Source organism: Pantoea sp. Lij88 (assembly GCF_030062155.1).
In the GTDB taxonomy this organism is placed as follows: Bacteria; Pseudomonadota; Gammaproteobacteria; order Enterobacterales; family Enterobacteriaceae; genus Pantoea.
This window is the reverse complement of the sequence record NZ_CP118269.1, coordinates 2,784,569-2,809,550: the sequence shown is the minus strand read 5'-3', so window position 1 is coordinate 2,809,550 and position 24,982 is coordinate 2,784,569. Positions and strand designations below refer to the sequence as shown.

Annotated in this window: 18 protein-coding genes; 8 read left to right on the top strand and 10 right to left on the bottom strand. The window is 57.5% G+C overall.

What is annotated here, in order from left to right:
• Positions 1 to 94 precede the first annotated feature (94 nt).
• Complete coding sequence (locus PU624_RS16920; protein WP_136198809.1) at positions 95 to 802, top strand: Bax inhibitor-1/YccA family protein; 708 nt, start codon at positions 95 to 97, stop codon at positions 800 to 802.
• Between the two features lie 48 nt (positions 803 to 850).
• On the opposite strand, the gene PU624_RS16915 is transcribed toward PU624_RS16920, so the two are convergent.
• Genes PU624_RS16915 through PU624_RS16905 form a run of 3 tightly spaced genes read right to left on the bottom strand, consistent with a single transcriptional unit; the run spans position 851 to position 3,818 of the window.
• Entirely contained in the window at positions 851 to 1,816 is a 966-nt protein-coding gene (locus tag PU624_RS16915) for a lysylphosphatidylglycerol synthase domain-containing protein (protein ID WP_283545915.1), read from the bottom strand.
• Complete coding sequence (clsB, locus tag PU624_RS16910) at positions 1,816 to 3,060, bottom strand: cardiolipin synthase ClsB (protein ID WP_283545914.1); 1,245 nt, start codon at positions 3,058 to 3,060, stop codon at positions 1,816 to 1,818. Before clsB ends, PU624_RS16915 begins: the two co-directional genes overlap by 1 nt.
• Entirely contained in the window at positions 3,057 to 3,818 is a 762-nt protein-coding gene (locus PU624_RS16905) for an endonuclease/exonuclease/phosphatase family protein (RefSeq protein WP_283545913.1), read from the bottom strand. The genes clsB and PU624_RS16905 overlap by 4 nt, the downstream gene beginning before the upstream one ends.
• Positions 3,819 to 3,997: 179 nt before the next feature.
• Between PU624_RS16905 and PU624_RS16900 the strand changes: the two genes are divergently transcribed.
• From PU624_RS16900 to PU624_RS16885, 4 genes are all read left to right on the top strand, one after another.
• Positions 3,998 to 4,390: a YbhQ family protein gene (locus PU624_RS16900; RefSeq protein WP_090962822.1), complete on the top strand. Its 393-nt coding sequence runs from the start codon at positions 3,998 to 4,000 to the stop codon at positions 4,388 to 4,390.
• Positions 4,391 to 4,607: 217 nt separating this feature from the next.
• Positions 4,608 to 5,987, top strand: a complete 1,380-nt coding sequence (gene rhlE, locus PU624_RS16895; RefSeq protein WP_283545912.1) for an ATP-dependent RNA helicase RhlE — start codon at positions 4,608 to 4,610, stop codon at positions 5,985 to 5,987.
• 2 nt (positions 5,988 to 5,989) lie between these two features.
• Complete coding sequence (gene dusC, locus PU624_RS16890) at positions 5,990 to 6,940, top strand: tRNA dihydrouridine(16) synthase DusC (protein WP_283545911.1); 951 nt, start codon at positions 5,990 to 5,992, stop codon at positions 6,938 to 6,940.
• Between the two features lie 70 nt (positions 6,941 to 7,010).
• Positions 7,011 to 8,198 carry an MFS transporter gene (locus PU624_RS16885; protein WP_283545910.1) on the top strand — a complete coding sequence of 396 codons (1,188 nt, stop codon included), beginning with the start codon at positions 7,011 to 7,013 and terminating at the stop codon, positions 8,196 to 8,198.
• Between the two features lie 21 nt (positions 8,199 to 8,219).
• Here the strand turns inward: PU624_RS16885 and PU624_RS16880 are convergent, their stop codons facing one another.
• The 4 genes from PU624_RS16880 to PU624_RS16865 form a co-directional block, all read right to left on the bottom strand.
• Positions 8,220 to 9,821 carry an inorganic phosphate transporter gene (locus tag PU624_RS16880; protein ID WP_283545909.1) on the bottom strand — a complete coding sequence of 534 codons (1,602 nt, stop codon included), beginning with the start codon at positions 9,819 to 9,821 and terminating at the stop codon, positions 8,220 to 8,222.
• Positions 9,822 to 10,007: 186 nt separating this feature from the next.
• Entirely contained in the window at positions 10,008 to 11,129 is a 1,122-nt protein-coding gene (locus PU624_RS16875) for a L,D-transpeptidase family protein (protein ID WP_283545908.1), read from the bottom strand.
• A gap of 214 nt (positions 11,130 to 11,343) precedes the next feature.
• Positions 11,344 to 13,158 (bottom strand): glycoside hydrolase family 15 protein, encoded by a 1,815-nt coding sequence (locus PU624_RS16870; RefSeq protein ID WP_283545907.1) that lies wholly within the window; start codon positions 13,156 to 13,158, stop codon positions 11,344 to 11,346.
• A gap of 198 nt (positions 13,159 to 13,356) precedes the next feature.
• On the bottom strand, positions 13,357 to 13,938 hold the full coding sequence (locus tag PU624_RS16865; RefSeq protein ID WP_283545906.1) for a DedA family protein: 582 nt from the start codon (positions 13,936 to 13,938) through the stop codon (positions 13,357 to 13,359).
• Between the two features lie 202 nt (positions 13,939 to 14,140).
• Here PU624_RS16865 and PU624_RS16860 point away from each other — a divergent pair, with 202 nt between their 5' ends.
• From PU624_RS16860 to PU624_RS16850, 3 genes are all read left to right on the top strand, one after another.
• Positions 14,141 to 14,728: a Yip1 family protein gene (locus PU624_RS16860; protein WP_283545905.1), complete on the top strand. Its 588-nt coding sequence runs from the start codon at positions 14,141 to 14,143 to the stop codon at positions 14,726 to 14,728.
• 179 nt (positions 14,729 to 14,907) lie between these two features.
• A complete protein-coding gene (gene pbpG / locus PU624_RS16855; protein WP_283545904.1) occupies positions 14,908 to 15,855 on the top strand; it encodes a D-alanyl-D-alanine endopeptidase in 948 nt (315 codons plus the stop codon).
• Between the two features lie 226 nt (positions 15,856 to 16,081).
• Positions 16,082 to 18,526 (top strand): DUF3772 domain-containing protein, encoded by a 2,445-nt coding sequence (locus PU624_RS16850; RefSeq protein WP_283545903.1) that lies wholly within the window; start codon positions 16,082 to 16,084, stop codon positions 18,524 to 18,526.
• Between the two features lie 308 nt (positions 18,527 to 18,834).
• Here the strand turns inward: PU624_RS16850 and PU624_RS16845 are convergent, their stop codons facing one another.
• From PU624_RS16845 to dld, 3 genes are all read right to left on the bottom strand, one after another.
• Entirely contained in the window at positions 18,835 to 21,486 is a 2,652-nt protein-coding gene (locus PU624_RS16845) for a beta-N-acetylhexosaminidase (RefSeq protein ID WP_283545902.1), read from the bottom strand.
• A 48-nt stretch (positions 21,487 to 21,534) separates the two neighbouring features.
• Positions 21,535 to 22,932: a chitoporin ChiP gene (gene chiP, locus PU624_RS16840; protein WP_283545901.1), complete on the bottom strand. Its 1,398-nt coding sequence runs from the start codon at positions 22,930 to 22,932 to the stop codon at positions 21,535 to 21,537.
• A gap of 275 nt (positions 22,933 to 23,207) precedes the next feature.
• On the bottom strand, positions 23,208 to 24,911 hold the full coding sequence (gene dld / locus PU624_RS16835) for a D-lactate dehydrogenase (protein ID WP_283545900.1): 1,704 nt from the start codon (positions 24,909 to 24,911) through the stop codon (positions 23,208 to 23,210).
• Positions 24,912 to 24,982 lie beyond the last annotated feature (71 nt).

Below are 24,982 nucleotides of genomic sequence, written 5' to 3'. Positions count from 1 at the left end.
GTGGCGCAGTTGAGCTGAGCTGTGCCACACTTAGCCTCTGGCATGGCTCCCTGTCGGGAGCGCATCTGTTCATCCGTCTAACAAGAGGTGCATCATGGACCGATATCCACGCAATGATTCCATCGTTCAACCCGCATCTCGCGGTTTACAAGCCTATATGGCGCAGGTCTATGGCTGGATGACCTGCGGTCTGTTACTGACCGCGTTTGTCTCCTGGTACGCTGCGCGCACGCCAGCGGTGATGGAGATGGTGTTTGCCAACCGCATCACATTCTTCGGGCTGATTATCGTGCAGCTGGGGCTGGTCTTCTTCCTGTCAGGCATGGTGCATCGCCTGAGCGGGGCCGTGGCAACCGGGCTGTTCATGCTCTATTCGGCGCTGACCGGCCTGACTATGGCGAGTATCTTCCTGGTCTACACCAACTCCTCGATCGCCAGCACCTTCTTTATCACGGCAGGGATGTTTGGTGCGATGAGCTTCTACGGCTACACCACCAAACGCGATCTGAGCCGTTTCGGCAGCCTGCTGTTTATGGCGCTGATTGGTATTCTGCTGGCGTCACTGGTGAACTTCTGGCTGAAAAGCCCGGCGCTGATGTGGGCGATTACCTACATCGGCGTGGTGGTGTTCGTGGGGTTAACGGCCTATGACACACAGAAGCTGAAAAACATCGGTGAGCAGATTGATGCCCGCGACACGGAGAACCTGCGTCGCTACTCGATTATGGGCGCACTGACGCTCTATCTCGACTTCATCAACCTGTTCCTGATGCTGCTGCGGATTTTCGGCAACCGCCGTTAAGTCTGTGGGGGAGAGCGGGGGAGGCGCACTGTGTGCGCCTCCCCTTTTTTATGACTTCTGTAACTTCTGCTCGTTCTTCTGACGCAGATGCTTCGCCCGACTCTCCAGCCCCAGATAGAGTACCAGCGCTAACAGCAGCGGCAGGATAAAGTAGAGCACGCGATAAGCCAGCAACGCCGCAATAATGGTGCCATGCGAGGCGTGCTGACCGCTGAGCAGCGCCAGGAAGACCGCTTCCAGTACGCCAATGCCCGCCGGAATATGCACAATCACCCCGGCGATACTGCTGATCAGCAGCACACCCAGCACCATCGGATAACCGACGTCGCGTCCCAGCAACAGCCAGATAATCGCGCCCATGACCATCCAGTTGGCGCAGGAAACCCCGAACTGCAGCAGCGCCATGCGCAGCGAAGGCAGCTGCAGCGTCTGGCCTTTGATCGTCCAGCGACGCTGTTTTGAGAAGGCGCAGGCCCACAGGTAAACCGCGACCAGCACCAGCAGAACCGCGCCAATCAGCCGTAGCGTGGTCTCACCGATAAACCAGCCGCCGGGAATCGAGACCATGCCCGCACTGAACACCACGCCCGCCAGCAGAATATAGCCGAGCCAGTTGGTGGCGATACTCAGGGAGAAGATGCGGGTGATGGTGCCGCTGTCCAGGCCGAGCCGGGAGTAGAGCCGGTAGCGCATCGCGACGCCGCCCACCCAGGTGCTGAGCGTCAGGTTAAAGGCGTAACAGATAAACGACACCAGCATCACCTGCCGCTTCGCCAGCTTATGGCCGCAGTAGGCGCGGCCAATCAGGTCATAGCAGCCGTACACCAGGTAACTCAGCACCACCAGTCCGGCAGCGGTCAGAACGACAAAGCGGTTGTAGTTAACGATGACGTCATAAACATCTTCCCAGTTCACTTTGCGGGCATAAACCACCAGCAGAACCACCACCGCGATGAAAAACAGGACGGTGAGAATCTTTTTTGCCAGTTGCCAGCGTGGATGTTTTTTTGCCATCAGGATTTTGCTCCCGGGTTGTCAGTTTCAACGCGATCCTGCGTCTCCATTTCAGGCTGTACCGGCTCACCCACCTGGGCCAGCAGCGGCGTGTGCGCCGGAAGCCAGCCAGCGATGGCCGGGAAATGGCGCAGGAAGTGGAATACCACCACGCTTTTACTCAGTTGCCACCAGTTGCGTGGCGGCAGGCGATCCTCCTGCACGCGCTGGCAGTCATTGGCCAGCAGCGCTTCGAGGTTGTCGCGCAGCGTCTGGTTAAAGGGGCGATCGTGGATAATCAGATTGGCTTCCAGATTCAGCGAGAGGCTCAGCGGATCGAGGTTGCTGGAGCCGACGGTGGCCCAGTGATCGTCTTTCACGGCGATCTTGCCGTGCAGCGGACGACGGATATATTCGTAAACCTCGACGCCGCCATCGACCAGATAGTTGTAGAGCAGCTCCGCACCCACTTTCACAATCGGCATATCCGGTTCGCCCTGCACAATCAGGCGCACCCGCACGCCACGCTGCGCCGCATTGCGCATCTCACGCAGCAGCCGGTAGCCCGGGAAGAAGTAGGCGTTGGCGATGATCACATCCCGCTTCGCCTCGCGCAGCATCTCCAGGTAATGCACTTCGATGTCGTCGCGATGCTCGTCGTTATCGCGATAAACATAGAGCACCTGCGCATCGCCGGGTTTAGCATTCACCGCCGGACGATGAGAACGCGAACCCCACCAGCGACGGGTATGCTGTTCGCTGCCAATTGCCTGCTGCAGATAGCGGGCAATATCGGCCACCACCGGGCCTTTGACCTGCACCGCATAATCCTGCTTCGCCTCCGGGCCGTAATCGGTGTTGTGCTCAGCCGAGAAGTTGATACCGCCGACAAAGGCGACCACGTCGTCCACCACCACGGTTTTGCGGTGCAGACGGCGGAACACGTTGGTGCGCATGCCCATCACCAGCGGACGCGGATCGTAATAGATGAAGCGCACGCCCGCGCTGGTCAGGCTGTTCACAAATTTGTCAGAGAGCTCGGCAGAACCGTAGCCATCGACCATGATTTCGACCCGCACGCCGCGCTGCGCGGCGGCCAGCAGCTCGCGGTGCAGGGCGTTACCGACGTCATCCTCAAACAGAATAAAGGTTTCGATTAATACGGTGCGTTCTGCCCGCTGAATCGCGCCAAAGACGCGCGGGAAGAATGCTTCGCCATTTTCCAGCAACAGCAGCCGGTTGCCTTCCTGCCAGCTAAAATTCATAGGTGGATCTCCACTGCCAGCGGGGCATGGTCGGAAAGATGGGACCAGGGCTTACGCGGCAGCGCCCACGGATGACTCACGGTAGCGTTGCGCACATAGATGCGGTCGAGTCGCAGCACCGGAAAGCGCGCCGGGAAAGTCCGTGCCGGGCGTCCGGTCTTCATGCTGAATACCTCTTTCAGGCCTGCGCCCTGTTTTAAGATGGCGTTGGCGCGTCCCTGCCAGTCGTTGAAATCGCCCGCCACTACGACCGGTGCGTCGGGCGGCAGCGAGTTGACCATTTCACAGATTTTCTTCATCTGGGCGTGACGATGCGCCTCCTTCAGACCCAGATGCACACAGATCACATGGAGCGTGCCGTGCGGCTCAGGCAGGGCGATCTGACAGTGCAGCATGCCGCGGTTTTCACTGCCCGCCACCGAGATATCCCGGTTTTCATATTCCGTGATCGGAAAGCGCGACAGCACCGCATTGCCGTGATGTCCCTCCGGATAGACCGCATTGCGCCCATAGGCGAAATCGTTCCAGATAGTGTCGGCCAGAAACTCATAATGGGGCGATTCAGGCCATTCCTCATGGTTAAGGGAGTGGATGGCATGCGTGCCCATCACCTCCTGCAGAAAGACCACATCCGCCTCCGTTGCGCGAACGGCATCGCGTAATTCGGGCAGGATGAAGCGGCGATTAAAAGGGGCGAAACCCTTGTGTGTATTGATCGTCAGGATTTTTATTGAAAATCCTTGCTTGTTTTGTGGCATACTCGCGACGCACTCCTTTTCATCATCAATAGAATCAAAGTGTAGTCTTTGTCACAAATGGGTGGTGAAAGAGGGCAATAATTAGGGCGTTATCCGAAAATTGTTTTACATTGAGGAAATCGTTTCCGGCTTGTGCCGGTAGCACTTGGGCGACCTGTTGGGTCTGCCAGGAGAACTGAATGAAATGGTCTAATCGTATTCAAATCATCACGGGTCAGACGTTGATGCATATCGCTATGCATCTGCTGGTGATCGCTGCGCTGATCTGGGGCTGGAAGCACAAAGCTCTGGTTGATGTCTGCAGCACGCTGGTGGCGATGTATGCACTGGTTTTTGTTGCCATGCTGGTAACACAGCGCATTCCCCGTTTACGCACTCTCGGCGATTATCTTGAAGAAGCGACCACCACTTACTACTTTGGCGCCGCCATGATGACACTGTTCCTGGTGTCGCGGATTTACCACAACAACCTGCTGCTGGCGTGTCTCGGCGTGGTGATGTTGCTGGGTCCGGCGCTGGTCTCGCTGCTGGCGAAAGAGCCACCGCGGCGAATCGAAAACAAACGTAGTTAAGTTGAAGGCCACCGGAAGGTGGCCTTCCTGTTTTCAGACGATTAAGTTGTGTCACGAAATGTGAGCTATCTCGCACACTTCCCTTAAAGCTGATACACTCGCCCGCTTACGCATCGTAGTTTGTGCCCTTTTCACGCGTCAGCCCCAACTGGCGTCACTATCCCTCTGAAAACTACACCGTGAATCACGGCCAGAGCGGACCGGAGTAAAACACTTAATGTCTTTTGACTCTCTCGGCCTGAGTGCCGATATTTTGCGCGCTGTTGCCGAACAAGGCTACAGCGAACCTACACCTATCCAGCGCCAGGCGATTCCTGTTGTGCTGGCAGGCCGCGATCTGCTGGCGAGTGCCCAGACCGGCACCGGCAAAACGGCCGGCTTTACGTTACCGCTGTTACAGAAACTCTCTGCGACTGCCACGCCTGTCCGCGGTCGTCGCCCGGTGCGCGCCCTGATCCTGACCCCAACCCGTGAACTCGCGGCGCAGGTCGGCGAAAACGTCAGCGACTACAGCAAATATCTTTCACTGCGTTCGCTGGTGGTGTTTGGTGGCGTCAGCATCAATCCACAGATGGTCAAGCTGCGTGGCGGCGTTGATGTGCTGGTCGCAACCCCTGGCCGCCTGCTGGATCTGGCACAACAGAACGCCGTTGACCTGTCACAGGTCGAAATTCTGGTGCTGGATGAAGCGGACCGCATGCTGGATATGGGCTTTATCCACGACATCCGTCGCGTACTGGCGCGTCTGCCGGCTAAGCGTCAGAACCTGCTGTTCTCTGCCACCTTCTCTGATGAGATCAAAGGCCTGGCTGAGAAACTGCTGACCAACCCGGAAATGATTGAAGTGGCTCGCCGCAACACCGCCTCCGAGCAGGTTGCGCAGCAGGTTCATCTCGTTGATAAGAAGCGTAAGCGGGAACTGCTGTCGCAGCTGATTGGCGAAGGTAACTGGCAGCAGGTGCTGGTCTTTACCCGTACCAAACACGGCGCTAACCACCTTGCCGAGCAGCTGGGCAAAGATGGCATCTCCGCTGCCGCGATCCACGGCAACAAGAGCCAGGGTGCACGTACCCGTGCGCTGGCCGACTTCAAGTCAGGCGGCATTCGCGTGCTGGTTGCGACGGATATCGCGGCCCGTGGCCTGGATATCGAAGAGCTGCCACACGTCGTGAACTACGAGCTGCCTAACGTCGCCGAAGATTACGTTCACCGTATCGGCCGTACCGGCCGTGCTGCCGCGACCGGTGTCGCGCTGTCACTGGTCTGCGTCGATGAGCATAAACTGCTGCGTGATATTGAGCGTCTGCTGAAGCGTGAAATCCCGCGTCTGGCGATTGAAGGCTATGAGCCGGATCCGAGCATCAAAGCGGAGCCGATCATCAACGGTCGTCAGCAGCAGTCTCGCGGCGGTGCAGGTGGTGGTGGCGGCCGTGGTCGCAGCCAGGGTGGTCAGGGTGCAGGCGCATCGCGCTCATCTTCATCCGGCGAAAAGCGTCCTCAGGCGCGTCGTCAGAGCCAGGGCGCACCTCAGGGCGATAAGCCCGCAGCAGCCCGTCCGCGTCGTCCGGCAGCAGCGAAGCGCACCGGAAACGTCTGAGTATGAGGGTTTTACTGGCACCGATGGAGGGCGTGCTGGATTCACTGGTGCGCCAGCTGTTATCGGAAGTGAACGACTACGATCTCTGCATTACTGAGTTTTTGCGCGTCGTCGATCAACTGTTGCCGGTAAAATCTTTCACCCGTCTCTGCCCCGAACTGCATAACGCCAGCCGCACGCCTTCGGGCACGCGGGTGCGGATGCAGCTGCTGGGGCAGCATCCCGAATGGTTAGCCGAGAACGCCGCACGCGCGGTGGAACTGGGCTCCTGGGGTGTCGATCTCAACTGTGGTTGTCCTTCTAAACTGGTCAACGGCAGCGGAGGCGGCGCCACTCTTCTTAAAGATCCCGATCTGATTTATCGCGGCGCGAAAGCGATGCGTGAAGCTGTGCCTGCGGATTTACCGGTAACGGTGAAAGTGCGGCTCGGCTGGGATTCCAGCGCCCGCAGTCTGGAGATTGCCGATGCGGTGCAGCAGGCCGGTGCCAGCGAGCTGACGGTGCATGGGCGAACCAAAGAAGAGGGCTATCGCGCAGAGGCGATCAACTGGCAGGCGATTGGCGAGATTCGTCAGCGGCTGCGTATTCCGGTCATTGCCAACGGCGAGATAGGGGACTGGCAAAGCGCGCAAAACTGTATGGCGGTCACGGGCTGCGATGCGGTGATGATTGGCCGTGGCGCACTGAACATCCCCAACCTGAGCCGGGTTGTGAAATATAACGAGCCGCCGATGGCCTGGCCTGATGTGGTGCGGTTACTTCAGAAATACAGCCGCCTGGAAAAGCAGGGCGATACCGGCCTCTATCACGTGGCACGTATCAAACAGTGGCTGGGTTATCTGCGTAAAGCCTATGGCGAAGCTGATGGCTTATTCAGTGAAATCCGTGCGTTAAAAAACTCAGGTGATATTGCGCAGGCGATTGATCGTCACGCGATTTTTCATGGTTTGTGATAAAAAATCAGGCGACCCCTTAGCGGCCTGACGGTATAGTGGGCCAAATTCCCCATACCCCTTGCCTGCTATGTCTGACACCGCTGTATTGAGCAACAGCCAGCTCAACAAACGAATCCTCTCGGTTATCATCTTCACCTTCTTCTGCTATCTCTCCGTCGGACTGCCGCTGGCTGTACTGCCGGGCTTCGTCAAAAATCATCTTGGCTTCAGCTCCTTTATCGCCGGACTGATTATCAGCATTCAATATTTTGCGACGCTGCTCAGCCGTCCGCAGTCGGGCCGTCTGGCCGATCGGCTTGGACCAAAACGGGTGGTGATGCTGGGACTGCTCTGCTGCGGCATGAGCGGGGTGCTGACTATCGTGGCTGCAATGATGAGCAGCTGGCCATGGCTGAGTCTGGCGCTGCTGGCTATCGGGCGGCTGTTTCTCGGGGTAGGTGAGAGCTTCAGCAGTACCGGCTCCACGCTGTGGGGCATGAATATCGTCGGGCCGTTGCAGACTGCGCGTGTGATCTCCTGGAACGGTGTCGCCACCTATCTGGCAATGGCCGTCGGTGCGCCGCTGGGCGTGCTGCTCAACAGTGAATTTGGCATGAGCGGATTTGCCGGACTGATTGCGCTGATGGGCGTCGTCGGTTATCTGATGGCGAGCCGCAAACCGGCAGTGACGGTCAGTGTGGGCGAGCGCATACCGTTTCACCGCGTCTTCTCCCGCGTCTGGCTCTATGGCCTGGCGCTGGGCTTCGGCACTATCGGCTTTGGCGTCATCGCCACCTTTATCACCCTCTATTTTGCCAGCCGTGACTGGCAGGGCGCGGCCTATGCGCTGACGCTGTTCAGCCTGGGGTTTGTGCTGGTGCGGCTGGGATTTGGTCGCTTTATTACCCGCTTTGGCGGATTGCGCGTGTCGCTGTTCTCTTTCCTGCTGGAGTGTCTGGGACTGCTGATTATCTGGCAGGCCGACAGCGCCTGGCTGGTGGGCGCGGGCGCATTCCTGACCGGCAGCGGCTTTTCGCTGGTCTTTCCGGCGCTGGGTGTTGAGGCGGTTAAAAGGGTTGAGCGCCAGGATCAGGGCTCGGCGCTGGGCACCTATTCCGCCTTTCTCGATCTGGGGCTGGGCTTAACCGGCCCGGTGGCGGGACTGTTTATCGGACACTGGGGGATGCAGTCGGTCTACTTGGCTGCCGCGATGATGGTGCTGGGCGCACTGCTGATTACGTTGCGGCTCTATGGGCAACAGCGGCTCACCGCCTGAGACGCGGTGAGCCGACGGCTGTCAGAAATGGGTAAACAGCCAGTAGAGCAGGGCGGAAAGCAGAATCGAGACTGGCAGCGTTAATATCCAGGCGACAGCCAGATTACGCAGGGTAGAAAACTGCAGGCCAGATCGGTTGGCCGCCATCGTGCCCGCTACGCCGGACGACAGCACATGGGTGGTCGATACTGGCAGGCCAAAGCCATCGGCCGCGCCAATAGTCATCATTGCCACCAGTTCGGCGCTGGCACCCTGTGCATAGCTCAGATGGGTTTTCCCGATCCGTTCTCCCACCGTGACCACAATCCTGCGCCAGCCGACCATGGTGCCCAGTCCCAGCGCAATCGCCACCACCACTTTCACCCACATCGGAATAAAGCGCGTGGCGCTGTCGAGTTCCGTTTTCACTGCCTTGAGATTGCGTTCGGTCTCCTGCGGCAGTGCCACCTTCGCGGTCTGCAGATGCTTGATCGACTCCGAAGCCAGGTACATCTGGTTGCGGGTGTTGGTCACCGCCTGGGCAGGAATGTTATCCATCGAGCCGTAGCGGCGAATCTGATCGCCCACCTCGTTGAGCGTATTCGCCAGCGCCGGTAACACATCGGCATTCATTTTGTTGCTGCCGACAAAGCCGGTCAGCACGTCGCGGGCGGCCGGAGGGGTCGCTGAAGCGGGTTGCAGTTGCAGCAGCTGATGCGCAGTGACTTCCGTCAGCGCGGCCACGCGCGGGATCTGATCGGCGGGCAGCGATCGGTTCAGCGCATAGGCGATCGGCATGGTGCCGACCAGGATCAGCATAATCAGCCCCATCCCTTTCTGCCCATCGTTGGAGCCGTGCGCAAATGAGACGCCGGTACAGGTCAGGATCAGCAGGCCACGGATCCAGACCGGTGGCGGCTGGTCACTTTTCGGGGCCTGATAAAGCTGGCGATTGCGGATAAAGATCTTCATCACCCACAGCAGCAGCCCGGCGCAGACAAAACCCACTACCGGCGACAGCAGCAGAGCATAGCCCACCTTCAGTGCCTGATCCCAGTCTACGCCGCTCAGCCCGCTGCGGCCGTGCAGCATCGCGTTAGCCACCCCGACGCCGATAATCGAACCGATCAGGGTATGCGACGACGATGAGGGCAGACCGAAATACCAGGTGCCGAGATTCCAGATAATGGCGGAGAAGAGCAGCGCATAAACCATCGCGAAGCCGTTGCCGCTGCTGGCCTGCAGGATCAGCTCGACGGGCAGCAGCGAGATAATGCCAAACGCCACCACGCCGCTGGAGAGCAGCACGCCCATAAAGTTACAGAAACCGGACCAGACCACTGCGACGCCGGGCGTCAGCGAATGGGTATAGATGACGGTGGCGACCGCATTGGCGGTATCGTGGAAACCATTGACGAACTCAAAACCCAGCGCGATCAGCAGCGCCAGTCCCAGCAGGAAGAACGGCAGATAACTGGTGACCGGGGTGTTGGTCTGTTCTACGTCATTGACCAGGTTAAGTCCGGCGAAGGCCAGCCCGGCGATCAGCAGAATGAAAAACAGCGGTTTGCTGAAGCGACTGCTTTTGCCGTTGAAATCGGGGCGTCCCTGGGCTGATGAGGAGGAGAGACTGTTTTCGCTCATGGTGTACCTCACGTGGCTGATGCCGGATGCTGATTTGCATCGGGTTAACGCAGTGTGATACGCGCTTTATATGACAGATTAATGATGGTCACGCGGGGAAGAATAGAAGAAATATTCGATGATTTGCCTTAGTGCAGGCAATAAAAAAGCCAGCGACAGGCGCTGGCTTTTCAGAGCTGACGGCAGTTACGAGCTGGTATTCGCCGGGGCTGCCGGGGCTGCTGGCGTTACCGGTGCAGCTGGCGCGGCAGGTTCAGTGGCCGGCTGCTGGGGCTGCGCGGCATCACTGTTTGCACCCTGTGGGGTGACCGGCGTCATTGGCTCTTCCTGAGGAGCAGCCTGTGAGTTTTCCGGCACCGCAACAGGCGCGGTCTGGATGTTGTTCTCCACACCGTTCACTTTTACTGGCATACCGGTACGACTCTGAATCGCGGCGTTAACCTGATCCTGATTCACACTGGCATCAACCACAATTTTACTCACGGCCTGAGTCAGGGTAATCGGCACCAGCTCACGTGAGTTGAACTGCTCTTCGGTGGTCGACAGGGGGTTATGCACTTCGACATAACGTGAACCGTCTGGCTCTACGGTCGCTTTCACGGGCTGATCAACGAACTGTACGCGCGTGCCAACCGGCACGTTCTGATACAGCCATTTGATATCGTCAGCACGCAGACGCACACAGCCGTGGCTCACACGCAGGCCGATACCGAAGTTGGCGTTGGTGCCGTGAATCGCATAGAGACGACCGATGTAGAGCGCGTACAGGCCCATCGGGTTATCCGGACCTGCCGGGAACACCGCTGGCAGCGTTTCACCGCGTGCCGCGTAATCCGCATGCATGCCTTTGGTTGGCGTCCAGGTCGGGCCATCTTTTTTACGTTCTACCGCGGTGGTCCAGCTGATCGGGGTATCTTTACCCAGTTCACCGATACCAATTGGCAGAACCACGACGGTTTTGCTGCCTTTCGGGTAGTAATAAAGACGCATCTCCGCGCTGTTAATCACAATGCCTTCACGCGGCGCGTCAGGCAGGATCAGCTGCTGTGGGATGATCATTTTGCTGCCAGCCTTAGGCAGATAAACGTCAACGCCCGGATTGGCTTCCAGCATGTTGCTGAGGCCCATCTGGTACTGCGCCGCAAAAGCTTCCAGCGGCAGTTTGCTGTCTTCAGGAACCGTAATTTCGATATTTTCCCCGATCAGACGGCTGTTAGCCGGCGGTAACGGGTAAACCACAGCAAAGGCTGACTGACTGAAGGCCGCCAGAGCCAGTGCGATTGAAGCGAAAGCGCGAATGATTTTCATATTTTACAATTCTTTATCGCCATATTTCAGGCTGTTCAGTGTGTCGAATTCATGCTGGCCAATGTGACCTGCTGCGCATTATATGTTCATTAAACTGACGTTGTGAATCGGGATTTTAACCTGCCTGCAATACTTTACGAAAATTCACCGCGGATGTTAGCGCATTTCCGGAAAGCAGGAGCGTAAAAATGGGGCTTTCCGGGGTTGCCGCTCACTAAGGCTGCCACTGCGTCTGCTCGCCGCTGAGTTTACGATTCAGGAAAAAGGCGGCACTGATTAACGCCAGGTGCGTCAGCGCCTGTGGCGTATTGCCCAGCGCATGGCCGTGTGTGTCGAACTCCTCGGCATAGAGGCCCAGCGGGTTGGCATAGCTGAGCAGCTTCTCAAATTCAAAGTGCGCTTCCTCAATCCGGCCCGCGCGCGCCAGACATTCGACATACCAGAAGGAGCAGGCACCAAAGGAGCCTTCCGAACCCTGAAGGCCATCGGCAGGCGTCTCATGGATATTGTAACGCCGCACCATCCCGTCGCTGACGAGATGGGTCTTGATCGCATCCAGCGTGGCAATCCAGTCCGGATCGGTCGCGCCGACGAAGCGCACCAGCGGCATCAGCAGCATAGAGGCGTCGAGATGTTCGCCATGCCGGGTTGCAGAGAAGTGGCCGCGTTCGCTGTTCCAGAAGTTAGCCCAGATATCTTCGCGGATCTCCCGGCGCGCCCGGTCCCAGCGCTCGTAGGGCATCGGCAGGGATCGCTTCATGCCGAGACGCAGTGCGCGATCCATCGCTACCCAGCACATCAGACGCGAATGCAGGAAATGTTCCGGCTCGCCGCGCATCTCCCAGATACCGGCATCGGGCTGATCCCAGTTCTCACTCAGCCAGTCGATCATTTTAACGACATGTTCCCAGCCGCGCTGGGAGATCGCCTCGCCATATTTATTGGCCAGATAGATCGCATCCATCAGCTCGCCGTAGATATCCAGCTGGGTCTGCTGCCAGGCACCGTTGCCGATGCGCACCGGCCGTGAGTCGGCGTAGCCGGAAAGATTCAGCAGCTCCATCTCATGCAGCTCGGTGCCGCTGTCCAGCCGGTACATGACCTGCAGACGCATCTCATCGTGATGGCTGTTTTCAACGCAGCGACCGACCCAGTGGGTGAAGTGTTTGGCTTCATCGACGTAGCCCAGCCGCATCAGGGCATACATGCTGAACGAGGCGTCGCGGATCCAGGAGGCGCGATAGTCCCAGTTGCGCTCGCCGCCCAGCTCTTCAGGCAGGCCAAAGGTTGCCGCCGCCGCAATAGAACCGTGCTGATGCGAGGTCAGCAGCTTGAGCACCAGCGCCGAACGCTGCACCATCTCGCGCCAGCGTCCCTGATAGGTACTGTGGGCGCTCCAGCGTCGCCAGTAGTTCACCGTCTCTTCAAAGCAGTGTTCAGTAGCCAGCGCTTCGATATGCGCATCATCCACGCTGCCAAATTCAAACTGCGCATGTTCGCCAGGTTGTAACGTGAAACGGGCGGTCGCGCTCTCCTCTTCCAGCGTCATGACCACGGAGGCGGCAAGGCGCAGCGATGGCTGGCCCTCCGCATGGAAATCGATACAGCCTTTATGCGCTTCGGCACGGGTCTGCGCGCGGGCATAGTCGTGGCGGGGCGAACAGCGCAGTTGAAAGGTCGCGCTGCCACGCACCATTTTGACCCGCCGGATCAGGCGCGGCAGCTTGTTCGTGTCATCACAAATCGGCATGTAGTCGGTGATTTCCGCTACGCCTTCATCATCCAGCCAGCGGGTTTGCAGGATGTTGGTATCGGGCAGGTAAAGCTGCTGACGCCGCGCATTGGGCCAGTCAGGGGCCAGGGAGAAAAGGCCAGCTTCATCGCTGTCGAGCAGGGCGGCAAAGACCGACGGGCTGTCGAGTTCGGGCCAGCAGAGATAATCAATGGTGCCGTCATTAGCGATCAGCGCACAGGTACGCAAATCGCCGATAACGCCGTGGTCGTCAATCTTACGTTTTACCTTACTCATCCTCATCTCCCTGTCAGTGTCCTTGCTAACTATAGCTGAGCTATCCGATGCGGCTTCGTTTGGGCACAGATGGTTAACGCACGGTTTAATGAGGAAGCAAAGGGGAGGGGGGCGGGTGAGATTCACGGGGTCGGCACGGTCGCCAGACTCCGTTCAGAGTCTGGCGACTGTGCGTCAACGGGCAAGGCCGCAGTTCATTTATGGCTGATCGGCACGATGGTTGTGCCAGCGGCGGATCACCCAGCGCAGTACAAACGCGAAGACGACCGCGCCGACCAGCCACAGCAGGTGCTTCAGGTGCTGGTCGAGTTTGTGCAGCCACGGCGCGATAATGCCGCCCGCGAAGTAGCCCAGCGTTACAAAGATCACCGACCAGATCGCCGCACCGATAACGTTAAGGATAAAAAACTTCATCGGGTTGAGGCGGCTGGAACCAATGATGATCGGACCAATCAGCCGAAAGCCATACATAAAGCGCACGCCAATCACAAACAGGCTGGGACGGCGTTTGATCAGACGATTCGCTTTGACCACTTTATCCTGATGCTTTTTAAAGCGGCGCAGGATGCGCGTGCCCCAGCGGCGACCGACCCAGTAGAGCAGCTGATCGCCAACAATACCGCCGCCCATCGCAGCCAGCACCACGCCAACGTAATGCAGCAGTCCCTCATGTGCGGCAACGCCGCCCAGCAACGTAAATGTCTCCCCCTCGGCAATACAGCCAATAAAAAGTGCCAGATAACCGTACTGCGTAATTAATGCGTTGATATCCAGATGCAAAATGACTCTCCCTGTTCGGTGATGGTCCCTCAAGTCTATACGCGATTTGGCTTCGCTTCCGCCCGGGCATCACGTCTGTTTATTTATGCTGTTTTTTTGTCCGGCCACCACGAAAATTTTACTGCCGCTTATACTTGAAGAGACGCTGCCCTCAAAGACGCATGCAGCACCGGGCGGCCCATCGCATCAGAGGAGTGACTGTATGAACCATGTCTGGGGACTTCTGGCGCATCCGAATCAGGAAATGCGTCATATCAAGCAAGAGAATGAGAGCGTCTCGCACCATTACACCCACCATGTTCTGCTGATGGCGGCGATCCCGGTGATCTGCGCCTTTATCGGTACAACTCAGCTGGGCTGGAATCTGGGCGAGGGGCAATATGTGCAACTTAACCTGGCGACCGGGATCGGGCTGGGCATTCTGTTCTATCTCATTATTCTGGGTGGCGTCGCCGTGATGGGACGCGTGATTCACTGGATGGCACGTGATTTTCCGCAGCGCCCTGGCGTCCAGCGCTGTACGGTATTTGCGGGTTATGTGGCCACGCCGCTGTTTCTCAGTGGGCTGGTGGCGCTCTATCCGCTGGTCTGGCTCTGCGTACTGGCAGGGGCGCTGGCGCTGCTCTACACCGGCTATCTGCTCTATATTGGCATACCCCTGTTTCTGAATATCGACCGCGAAGAGAGCCTGCGCTTTTCCGGTTCTACGCTGGCCATCGGCGTGCTGGTTTTTGAAGTGTTACTGGCACTGACCGTGGTGCTGTGGGGATATGGACCGCATCTGTTCTGATCGACCGCTGCCGCCGCTCTGGCGGCAGTTCTCTTTTTACGCCCGGAAACAATCTCGCCAGGAAATTTCTTAACCTTACGGGTATGATACCGCTGCCAGCCCGCGCTCCGACGTCACTGAAGCGGGCGGCCTGTGTCGGTCTGACACAGTACACCTTCATAACCGGGTTTTTTTCTACGATGCCTGCAAAAATTCGTTCCACCCTGCTTTCGCTGGCGCTGCTCGTTTCAGGGCAGATTGTTTCACTTCCGGCGCAGGCGACAACGTCACTGTCGCAACTTGCGCCTATTGCTCAGCCGCAGATCGCCTCTGGCAGTGCGATGATTGTCGATCTCACGACCAATAAAGTGCTCTTCTCCAGCCACCCGGATCGGGTCAGACCCATTGCGTCGATCACCAAGCTGATGACCGCGATGGTGGTGCTGGATGCGCATCAGCCGATGAACGAGATGATCACCGTCGATGTCAGCCAGACGCCAGAAATGCGTGGCGTCTTCTCACGCGTGAAGCTCAACAGCCAGATCAGCCGTCGTAATATGATGCTGCTGGCGCTGATGTCCTCAGAAAACCGCGCTGCCGCCAGCCTGGCTCACGCCTATCCGGGCGGATATAACGCCTTTATCCGCGCGATGAACGCCAAAGCGCGCTCACTGGGCATGAAACAGACCCGCTATGTTGAGCCAACCGGCCTGTCGACGCAAAACGTCTCCAGCGCGCAGGACCTGATTAAGTTGCTGAAAGCGACGCGGGAATATCCGATGCTTGGCGCGCTCAGCACCACGAAAGAGGAGACGGCGGTTTTTGCCCATCCGAGCTATGCGCTGCCGTTCCGCAACACCAACCATCTGGTGTATAAAAATGACTGGCACATTCAGCTGACCAAAACCGGTTATACCGACGAGGCAGGCCACTGCCTGGTGATGCGCACCATGATTAATAATCGTCCGGTGGCGCTGGTGGTGCTGGATGCGTTTGGTAAATATACCCACTTCGCCGACGCTAACCGTCTGCGTAGCTGGATTGAGACCGGCAAAGCGGCTCCGGTGCCTGCCGCCGCGCTGGCGTATAAAAAACAGAAGTCGGGTCAGGTCGCCAGCAATGGTGCCGGCAGTGCCGACGTCGAGTAGAAAATAGCCGGTGTCGCGCACTGCGCGCACTGGCGTTACCTGCAGGCTGAGCAGGTAGCCGGGAGTACAGGGCCAGCGGCTTAAAACCCTTTTTTTGCCTCTGACCCTCCGGAATCAGCCCGAAAAATGCCCGTTATTCCTATATTGCCCTCCCTTGCAAAGCCCTACACTACGCGCGACTGGCGAGGGAAGATCGCCTGATTTAAGCAGCCGGAATCTTACTCATATGTTTATACGATCCTTTTTTGCATTGTTAATGCTGGCGCTGGTGGGGTTTGCCCCGGCGCTGACGCTGGCCGCGGATGATACGGCCACGCCTGCTCAGGGACAGGATGCGCCACCGAAGCTGAATGCTGCGGTGGAACTGCCGAAAATGCAGAAGATCCTCGATAAAATCAAAAGTCAGGTCTCCGTCGATGCCGGTGAAAACAAGCTGACGCAGCTGAATGAAATGGCGCTGGAGCTCTCTGGCAATGCCGATACGCTGGGTCAGGCGCTGGTTCCCGATCGTCAGCAGGTTGATGCACAGCTGGGCGTCCTTGGCCCGGCCCCGAAAGCCGACAGCGGGGTGAAAGAAACCCCGGAAGTGACGCGCAAGCGTAACGCGCTTGAGAGCCAGAAAGGCAAACTCGACGACCAGATTAAGCAGGCCGAAGGGATTAAAAATGGCGCGCTGATGCTCTCCTCGCAGATTGTTAACCTGCGTCGTGATCAGCTGAAAAGCCAGCTGGCGCTGAACTCCGGCAGTATCCTTGGGTCGCGCTTCTGGTCACCACTGCTGAGTACGCAGGATCTGGATGGCGAGAAAATTGGTGAGTTCCTGCAGGAGTTGAAGGACACCGCAGCGCTCTCATGGGAGCCGGGCTGGCGCGTCGGCAGTGTTTTCTGGCTGCTGGCGGCGATGCTGGTGATGACGGTAGGCCGTCGCTACAGTGAAGAGTTTCTGGCCTGGGTCAGCATTAATAAACTGCCGGAAGGGAAGCTGCGCCGCAGTTTCCTGGCCGCCGCGATAGCCCTGACCACACTGGCAGCGGTCGTCCTCACCTTTAACTTTATCTCCCTGGCCTTTACCCGCCGTGATGAGGTCTCTGAAAACGTTCAGGACTTTGTCGATCGCCTGGTGCAGCTCAGCGTGTTCTGTGGCCTGATTGCCGGACTGGGACGCGCGTTCCTCTCTACGCGCAGGCCCAGCTGGCGCTTACCGGCCATCTCCAATGAAGTGGCGATGGCACTTAAGCCGTTCCCGCCGATTACTGCGGTGCTGGTGTTTATCTTCCAGACGGTCGAAGCGTTCAACTACAGCGTCGGCACCAGCCTGAATACCACTATTTTTGCCAACGGACTGACGGCTCTGCTGATTGGCTGTACCGCGCTGGCCATCAGCATGCGTACCAACCGTGTGCGTCGTCGTATGACCCAGGCGGGTACGCCGCCGGAAGCCCGCTCGACGCTGGTCGGGTTGATCCAGATGGGTCTGACGCTGACCGCGATTGCCATCCTTGTGTCACTGCTGATCGGGTACGTCACGCTGGCGCGCTTCCTGAGTTATGAGGTGATCTGGTGCGGCCTGCTGTTTGGCTCGTTCTACTTCCTCAGTCACCTGCTCAAAGATGGCTGTGAGAGTCTCTTCTCGACCAGTAACGCCACCGGTCGCCGCATTCAGAGTTCACTTAACATCAATGAGCGTCACCTGCAGCAAACCGCCACGCTGCTGACGGCCATCGGTAAGACCTTCCTGGTGCTGGTTGTGGCACTGGCGCTGCTCAACGGCACCTTTGCCTCCTCAACGCCGATTGAGCTGCTGCAAAAAGTGATTGAGTTCTGGGGCGGTAAAGGACTCGAATCCCTGAATATCGTGCCGGCGCACATGGTCAATGCGATCATCTGCCTGATTGTCGGCATCTATGTGCTGCGCTCGGTACGCCGCTGGCTCGACACCGATTTCCTGCCAAAAACCACCATGGATGTGGGGATGCGGGTGTCGCTGGTAACGCTGTTCAGCAACATCGGTTATGTGCTGATTATCCTGCTGACCCTGTCGATCATGGGTCTGCAGTGGAACAAGCTGGCCTGGATCGTCAGTGCGTTGTCGGTCGGTATCGGTTTTGGCTTACAGGAGATAGTGAAGAACTTTATCTCCGGTCTGATTCTGTTGACCGAGCGGCCGGTTAAAGTCGGCGATCTGGTGAGTATCAGCGGCATCGAAGGGGATATCCGCCGCATTAATGTGCGTGCCACCGAGATCCAGCTGGGCGATAAATCCACAGTGATCGTGCCGAACTCGCAGTTTATCTCGCAGAACGTTCGCAACGCGACGATGGGTAATGCGCAGGGTGTGGTCACGATTACGCTGACCTTCCCGCTGGATATCGATCCGGTGAAGGTGCGCGATATTCTGCTGGAGGTCTACAACGAGAACGAACGTATTCTGGAAACGCCGGAGCCGTCTGTTTCGTTTAAAGATCTGACCCAGCAGGGGATTATTCTGAGCGTCACCGGTAACGTGGCGGGTCAGCGCCAGATCTCTGGCGCGAAGAGCGACCTGCTGTTCGATATTCTGACGCGTCTGCGTAAAGAGGGCATCCTGCTCTCGACACCGCAAACCATGATTATCGAGCGCCGTCAGCAGATGGCGGGTGTGGAGCCGGTACCCGAAGAGAAGCTGGTTTAGGTGTGAAAGGGGCTGATCTCTTTTGGCCTCATACAATTTACTCACATAAGTGGGAATCTGGCAGCAACAAATTAGCCAAACGTGCAGGGAATAGGGTCAGAGTAGGAAAGCGTCCCGCGCCAGGGACGGCGCGGGTAGAGCGTGTCATGGATGACGTTTTTTGCGTCTTTCCGATCTGACCCTATTTCCTGCGTATGCACGTTCTCACAGCGAAGCGAGTCAGATTTTGTCAAAATTTAAGGCCGACTTATGTCGGCCTTTTGTATTTTTAAGGCGCTGGTTTCTTATCCCCGTGCCACTCCCGCTTTCTACAGCGTCTCAACGCGGCTGGTGCGCTGGCCATCGCGGCTCACCGAGCGGATTGCCACGGCACCGCTGACCTGCGGCGGTCTTTTAGCATCGTAGCGCTGCCAGTTTGCGCCCTTGTCCAGACTGTACTCCAGCGTCACGCCAGGCAAAGCCACGTTCATCGACAGGATGCCATCAACGATTTTTGCTCCCGGCACCGGCAGGCGATAATGGATACCTGCCTTATCCAGTTTCGGCAGTTCCCGCTGTCCCAGCAGATTGGCAAATCGCTGCCAGTCATTCAGGCGCGCCTGCTGATCAACCCGATGCGTCTTACCGCCTGCATACGTCTGACCGGCCTGGTAATCCTGTTCCCAGCTGGCGCGGTGCCAGCTTCGTTCCGCGACCGCAAACAGACGCGGATAGATCATGTGCTCCATCCCGGCGTCAGTGCGCACGGTTTCGCTCCACAGCTGGGCCGAAATACCATAAGCACCGCGCCACGGCTTCTCTGATGTGGCGCTGAAAAAGTTGCCGTCGCGATCCACGGAGGTCTCCGCATTCTGCGGCAGGTTGTCTGGTGCGAAGCCAAAGATTTTGCGCTCGTCGTTGAAGCGAGTGCCCCAGTAATAGCCGCGTTCCAGCGGATTCACCTCATACGGGAAATCCAGATAGAGGTAATCGGGGCTGGAGATCACCACGTCGTAACCTTTCTGTGACCAGTCACTGGCACTGTCAAAACCGCCCCAGTAGAGGGTGTCCCAGAAGTTGACCGCAACATGCCGGGTGGCGAAGGCGCCAGCGTTTGTGGCATCTTTCAGGCCATCCTGCCACGCCTGCATTTTGCTAATGCCGTGCCGGTTAACAATCTCACTGACGGACAGGGCGAAGTAGCTCGGCAGGTGCGCCAGATCTTCCACTTTGCCGCTTTTCACCAGCGCCTGACAGACCTGCGATTTCGCCCACGGCAGATCTTCTTTACTCCAGTCGCGCAGACCGGTGCCCGGTTTGGGACTGTTTTTGTCAGAGTAGCCTGCGCCCAGCCGGATATTCTTCGCTTCGTCACCGCCAAAATGCCAGATGCTGAGCGGCTGTCCCGCCTCTTTGTGCATCGCCTGAATCTCGCCGATCACTTTGTCGACAAAACGCAGTGAACCCTCAATGCAGGGATTGAGATAACTGGTGCGATCATAAAGTTGGACGGAGGTGGTACTGGAATCGTCGGTAGGATCAATCAGGCGATACGCGCTGGCCTGTTCTGGCTCTCCCGCTTTCATCAGCCGCTGGTAGCGCGCTTCCATTGAGATCACCGCCGCACGGGCATGGGCGGGCATATCGATTTCCGGGATGACCTGAATATGGCGGGCCTGCGCGTACTTTACTATCTCAATGTAGTCGGCACGACTGAAGTAGCCGCTGCCGTTGTTATCGCTGAACGGACCGGAACCGAGTTGCGGCAGAAGGCAACGCTGTTCGGTCAGGTCATGACAGCGTCTGGCGCCGACATCCGTCAGTTCCGGTAAGCCGGGAATCTCAATCCGCCAGCCCTCATCGTCACTGAGGTGAAAGTGGAAGCGGTTCATCTTCCAGGCTGCCATCTGATCAAGCAGCCGCATCACCGCCTGCTTACTGTGAAAGTTACGGGCAACGTCAAGAAACGCGCCGCGATAGGCAAAACGCGGTGCATCATGGGCCTCCAGCGCGGCAATACGCGGCGCGCCTTCACCGGGCACCAGCGAGAGAATCGACATCAGACCATAGAAAACACCGGCAGCATCATAGCCCACTACGATGGCGCGACGGGGAGTGATATCCAGATGGTATGCGCCCGATTTAGCCCGTTTGCCGCTGAAGCGACCCGGTTTGATCTGCGTCGTGATAGCAAACCCATCCGACGCTTCTTTCAGGCTAAGTTGAATCAGTTGCTGTTTTACCGCCTCACTGGTTTCATCGCTCAGCCCGGTCAGCGTCAGCCTGACACCCCGGCTGAGATCGGCATCGTGCGAGCGGAGGTTCACCTCAAGGGGCGTGGGCGTTATCTGGCCCCGCAACGCAGAGGCGGGCAGGGTGGCAACATCGCTGTTTTTCTCAAACCGGCTGGCAGGCTGCATCAGGACATTATGATCATCGGCACTGCGCCGCCAGTGATCGCCCAGCGGCAACACAAACTGGGTGAGATCTTCATGGTCGGTGCTGGCAATAATTTTGGGGGGTGCCTGCCCGGCCGTGACATACCAGCGCGGCATCACATCGGTGATAAACAGCTGCCAGTACTCGTTAACGATGGGGATCTCCACTGATTCGCCGGCGTCAATGCCGGTGAATTTCTCCGTCGGCTCCAGCCGGGTTAAGTCGCCGACCAGATGGGTCATTTTAAACTGGTCGTTATCAACCCGAAGCGTCTGGTGGACGTTGCTCATGTAGATAGCCCAGTGTTTGTCGGTCAGTGCCGGGCCGTTATTGGTCAGGGTAATGGTGGCGCGTTGACAGGCGGCATAGTCGGCACCCAGCACGGCACAGTCGGTGCCGTTCAGAGCGGCCTGATTATCGTTCACCTGATACGTGACGCCGAACTGGCTGATTTGATTCACCACCTGCTGATCGGATGGGCTGGCGTAGCCTGTGACTGCAATGCCCAGCAGAGTGAGCGCGATAAAGCTTAACTTAAACATAGTGAGTCATCCTTGCTGCTGAAAAAGTATCCAGGAGTCCGCAGGGCGTCAGAACAGCGTAAACGGCACGAGAACCATGAATTTGATGTCCTTCTCGTCCTGGAAGATGTTGCCGTAACCGCCGCTGTAACCAGGCAGATCGCTGTGATTGTCGTAATGGGTGTAGTGCAGTCTGAACTGCGTATCTCTGGCGCGGCCCTGCTGGATTTGATAGATCAGATCAAGGTTCCAGGCGGACTCTTTCAGCCGCTGACGCGGGTCAACGCCGGGCAGGGTGGCGGGTCTGGCATCCCAGCCCCAGACGTACGATGCACCCACTTTCCATCCCGCCAGCTGCCACGGCGTTAAGTCGAGCATCGCACCGGCAAAGACCGCTTTTTCGCCATTGGCGTTCCAGTCGGAACGGGCATCCCACCAGATATCCAGTCGTCCATTGGAGCTGGCGTAACCCGGCGTCATGCGCTGCAGGAAGAAGCCCTGATTGCCTTCTGCTTTGACCCAGCTGCCTTCGAGTCGCAGATCCAGCGGGCCGACGTTGTAACCGACCGTGATCGCCTGTAACCAGGCCAGGCCATCATAGACATCACGGGGATTAGCGGCACCGCCTGAGACTTTGTCGTGCGCGCCGTAAAACTGATAGCTGGCAGAGAGTGCATTGCCGTAAGGCGTGGCCGACCAGGCGGCTTTGGCAAAATATTGATCCATATAATCTGCCGCCTGACCAAATGCCCCTTCCAGCACCAGATTATTTTTAAAGTCATATTTCATGCCGAATGAATGCAGGTAGCTGACAGGCGTTTTGCCATCAGCCTGGCGGAAATTATATAAATCACGATACCAGGGTGCCTTATATTTATCGCTCCACATCCAGGAAAGTGATAATGCTCCGGCCTCCTTGAAATCATATCGCGCACCGACTTCGGCGCCACGATAGGTGCCGGGTAAAAAACTCCAGTGCGGCGCAATAATTGTCTGACCAGTTGGCTGAATATATCCGGCGCGTAACCAGTAATCGTTATATTTAAATTTCAGCGCAGCGTTATAAACAGATGCACCGCTGCTGTCGCCATCCCACTTTTCATCCCAGCGGGTGCGCGCCTTACTGAAGCCAATTTCATTGGGGGCGGCGGGGCCGCTACTGGAGAGTTCGGCGGCACCAAAAACGGCGAAGTCCAGACCAATCCACTCCCCCGCATAGCCTGACTGAAAGTCGAGATTACTGTTAAGTGAGGCGTGATGTAAATTATCCCGATACTGTCCCTGATATTCACTGTTGGGATCGGTGTCTCTGCGGTCCCGCTGACGCTGCCAGTAAAAGACATTACCTTTTAGCGATGCGTCCTCAATAAATCCACTGGCATAACCCGGCGATGTACCCATTGCTGATAACGCAAGGGCTAAGGTGGCTGATTCTATTAACGCCAACGCGTAATTAATTTTTCGCATCGATCATCATTCCCTGAATGAAATTCAATTGATCTATTATTTTTGTGGCGACAATTTATTTTTCGTGAGGCGAATTATCAAATGGCAGGGTAATGATTTGTGAGACGTTGCGCATAACCTGATGAGAGAAAATAAAGAAGGTTCAATCTGGGAAGAGGAATTAATTTTTTGATGAAGATGTTAGTAATAAAAACAGGTCGAAAAGGGGAGTAAATGGGTCAACCACAAGCGTGACGGTCAGCCTGCTCACACAGGCAGGCTGACCATTAACGTCGTTAAACCTGTTTTACCGCCCAGCCTTTTTGCTTGCTGGTTTTGCCAATGCCGGGATTGAAACTGTTAGTCGGATCGAGCCGGCGGTAGAACGCCGCCAGCTGCGGTTTGGCCTGATAGAGATGACCGACGTTATGCTCAGCGGGATATTCCGCGCCACGCGCCTGAAGGATCTCCAGCATCTGTGCTTTCAGCGCATGCACATCAACCCCTTTTCTGACGATGTAATCCTGATGGAAGACGTGACAGAAGAAGTGACCATAGTAGAGGCGATGGCTCAGTGAGGCGCGAATCTCATCGGGCAGGGTTTCGAACCAGTCCGCATCGTTGCGGCGCAGGGCGATATCCAGCGCCAGAATATCCTCGACCTCATCCGCATGCACCGCGTGATAGCGCACGGCCGCACCCGCTGCCGCGAAGCGATGCAGAAAAGCATGCGCCCCTTCTTTGCCTTCACACTCGAAGAACTCACCACCGCCTTCGCGGAAGTAGTCGCGCAGATAGGTACGCGCTTCCGCCACGCCGTCGCCTGACATCTTCAGCATCAGATGATGTTCATATTTGTCGCGATACTGCTTCATGCGTGCAGGCAGATGCGCCGGGAACAGTTTACTCAGGCGCTGCAACAGGCGATCGCTGAAGTGCGGTTTAACGAAAGAGAGCTTGCTCAGCCAGGCATCAACCCGTCCCTTTAGCGTGAAAAACAGCGGCATCCTGTTGGTGCCCAGCTTGTCGATCATCAGGAAAGTATCTTTACCGTAGACTTCCGCAATGTCATAGATGTCGCGGTGCATATATTCGCCCGCCACCGGCAGATGGGTGAAATGCGCCAGCATATGGCGGCGGATATCGTTGAGTACACCGGGTTCGTTGGTGCCGATGTAAAACACCTGCTGCTGCGGTTCGCTGGTGAAGGTATCGAGTCGCACCGCGAACACCGCCAGCTTCCCGGCACAGCCGGACGCTTCAAACAGGCGACGCGCATCGGCGTTGTAACGCGCTGGCGTATCGGCATCGACGTCACGCACCCGGTCGGCATATTCATGATCGGAGGCGTGACGGCCATCGTGCTGCACATCTTTGGGCTGCCAGCGATCGTCATCCAGCCGCCCCAGAATCTCTTCCGGCGAGGTACCCAGATCGATACCCAGATGGTTCACCAGCTTCAGTCTTCCCTGCGCATCAATCTGGGCAAACAGGGCCATTTCGCTGTAGGCCGGACCGCGCTTAATCAGCGATCCGCCGGAGTTATTACAGATGCCGCCCAGTACCGAGGCACCAATACAGGAGGAGCCAATCACCGAGTGAGGCTCGCGTCCCAGCGGCTTCAGCGCTTTTTCCAGCTGATAGAGAGTGCTGCCGGGGAACGCCAGCACCTGCTGACCTTCGTCGATCAGCTGAAGCTTATCGAGTCGCAGGGTACTGACGATCACCAGCGGACGATCGTAGTCGTCGCCGTGCGGCGTTGAGCCTTCGGTCAGGCCGGTATTCGCCGCCTGCATCAGGATGATGACATCCGCATTCACCAGCGTCTGCAGTACCCGCCAGAGCTCCAGCAGCGTGCCGGGAAACGCCACGGCCAGCGCGTCACCTTCGCCGGAGCGAAAGCCTTTGCGATAGCGGGCGGTCTGTTCAGGTTCTGTCAGCAAATGGGAGGGGCCGACCAGGCGGCGCAGGTCAGAAAGCAGGGCAGAGGTTTGTATCATGAGCAATTCCCTTGTCTTATCAGTGCGTCCTAACTGTAGCACGTCAACTGACCTCAACGCAGTGTGAGCCT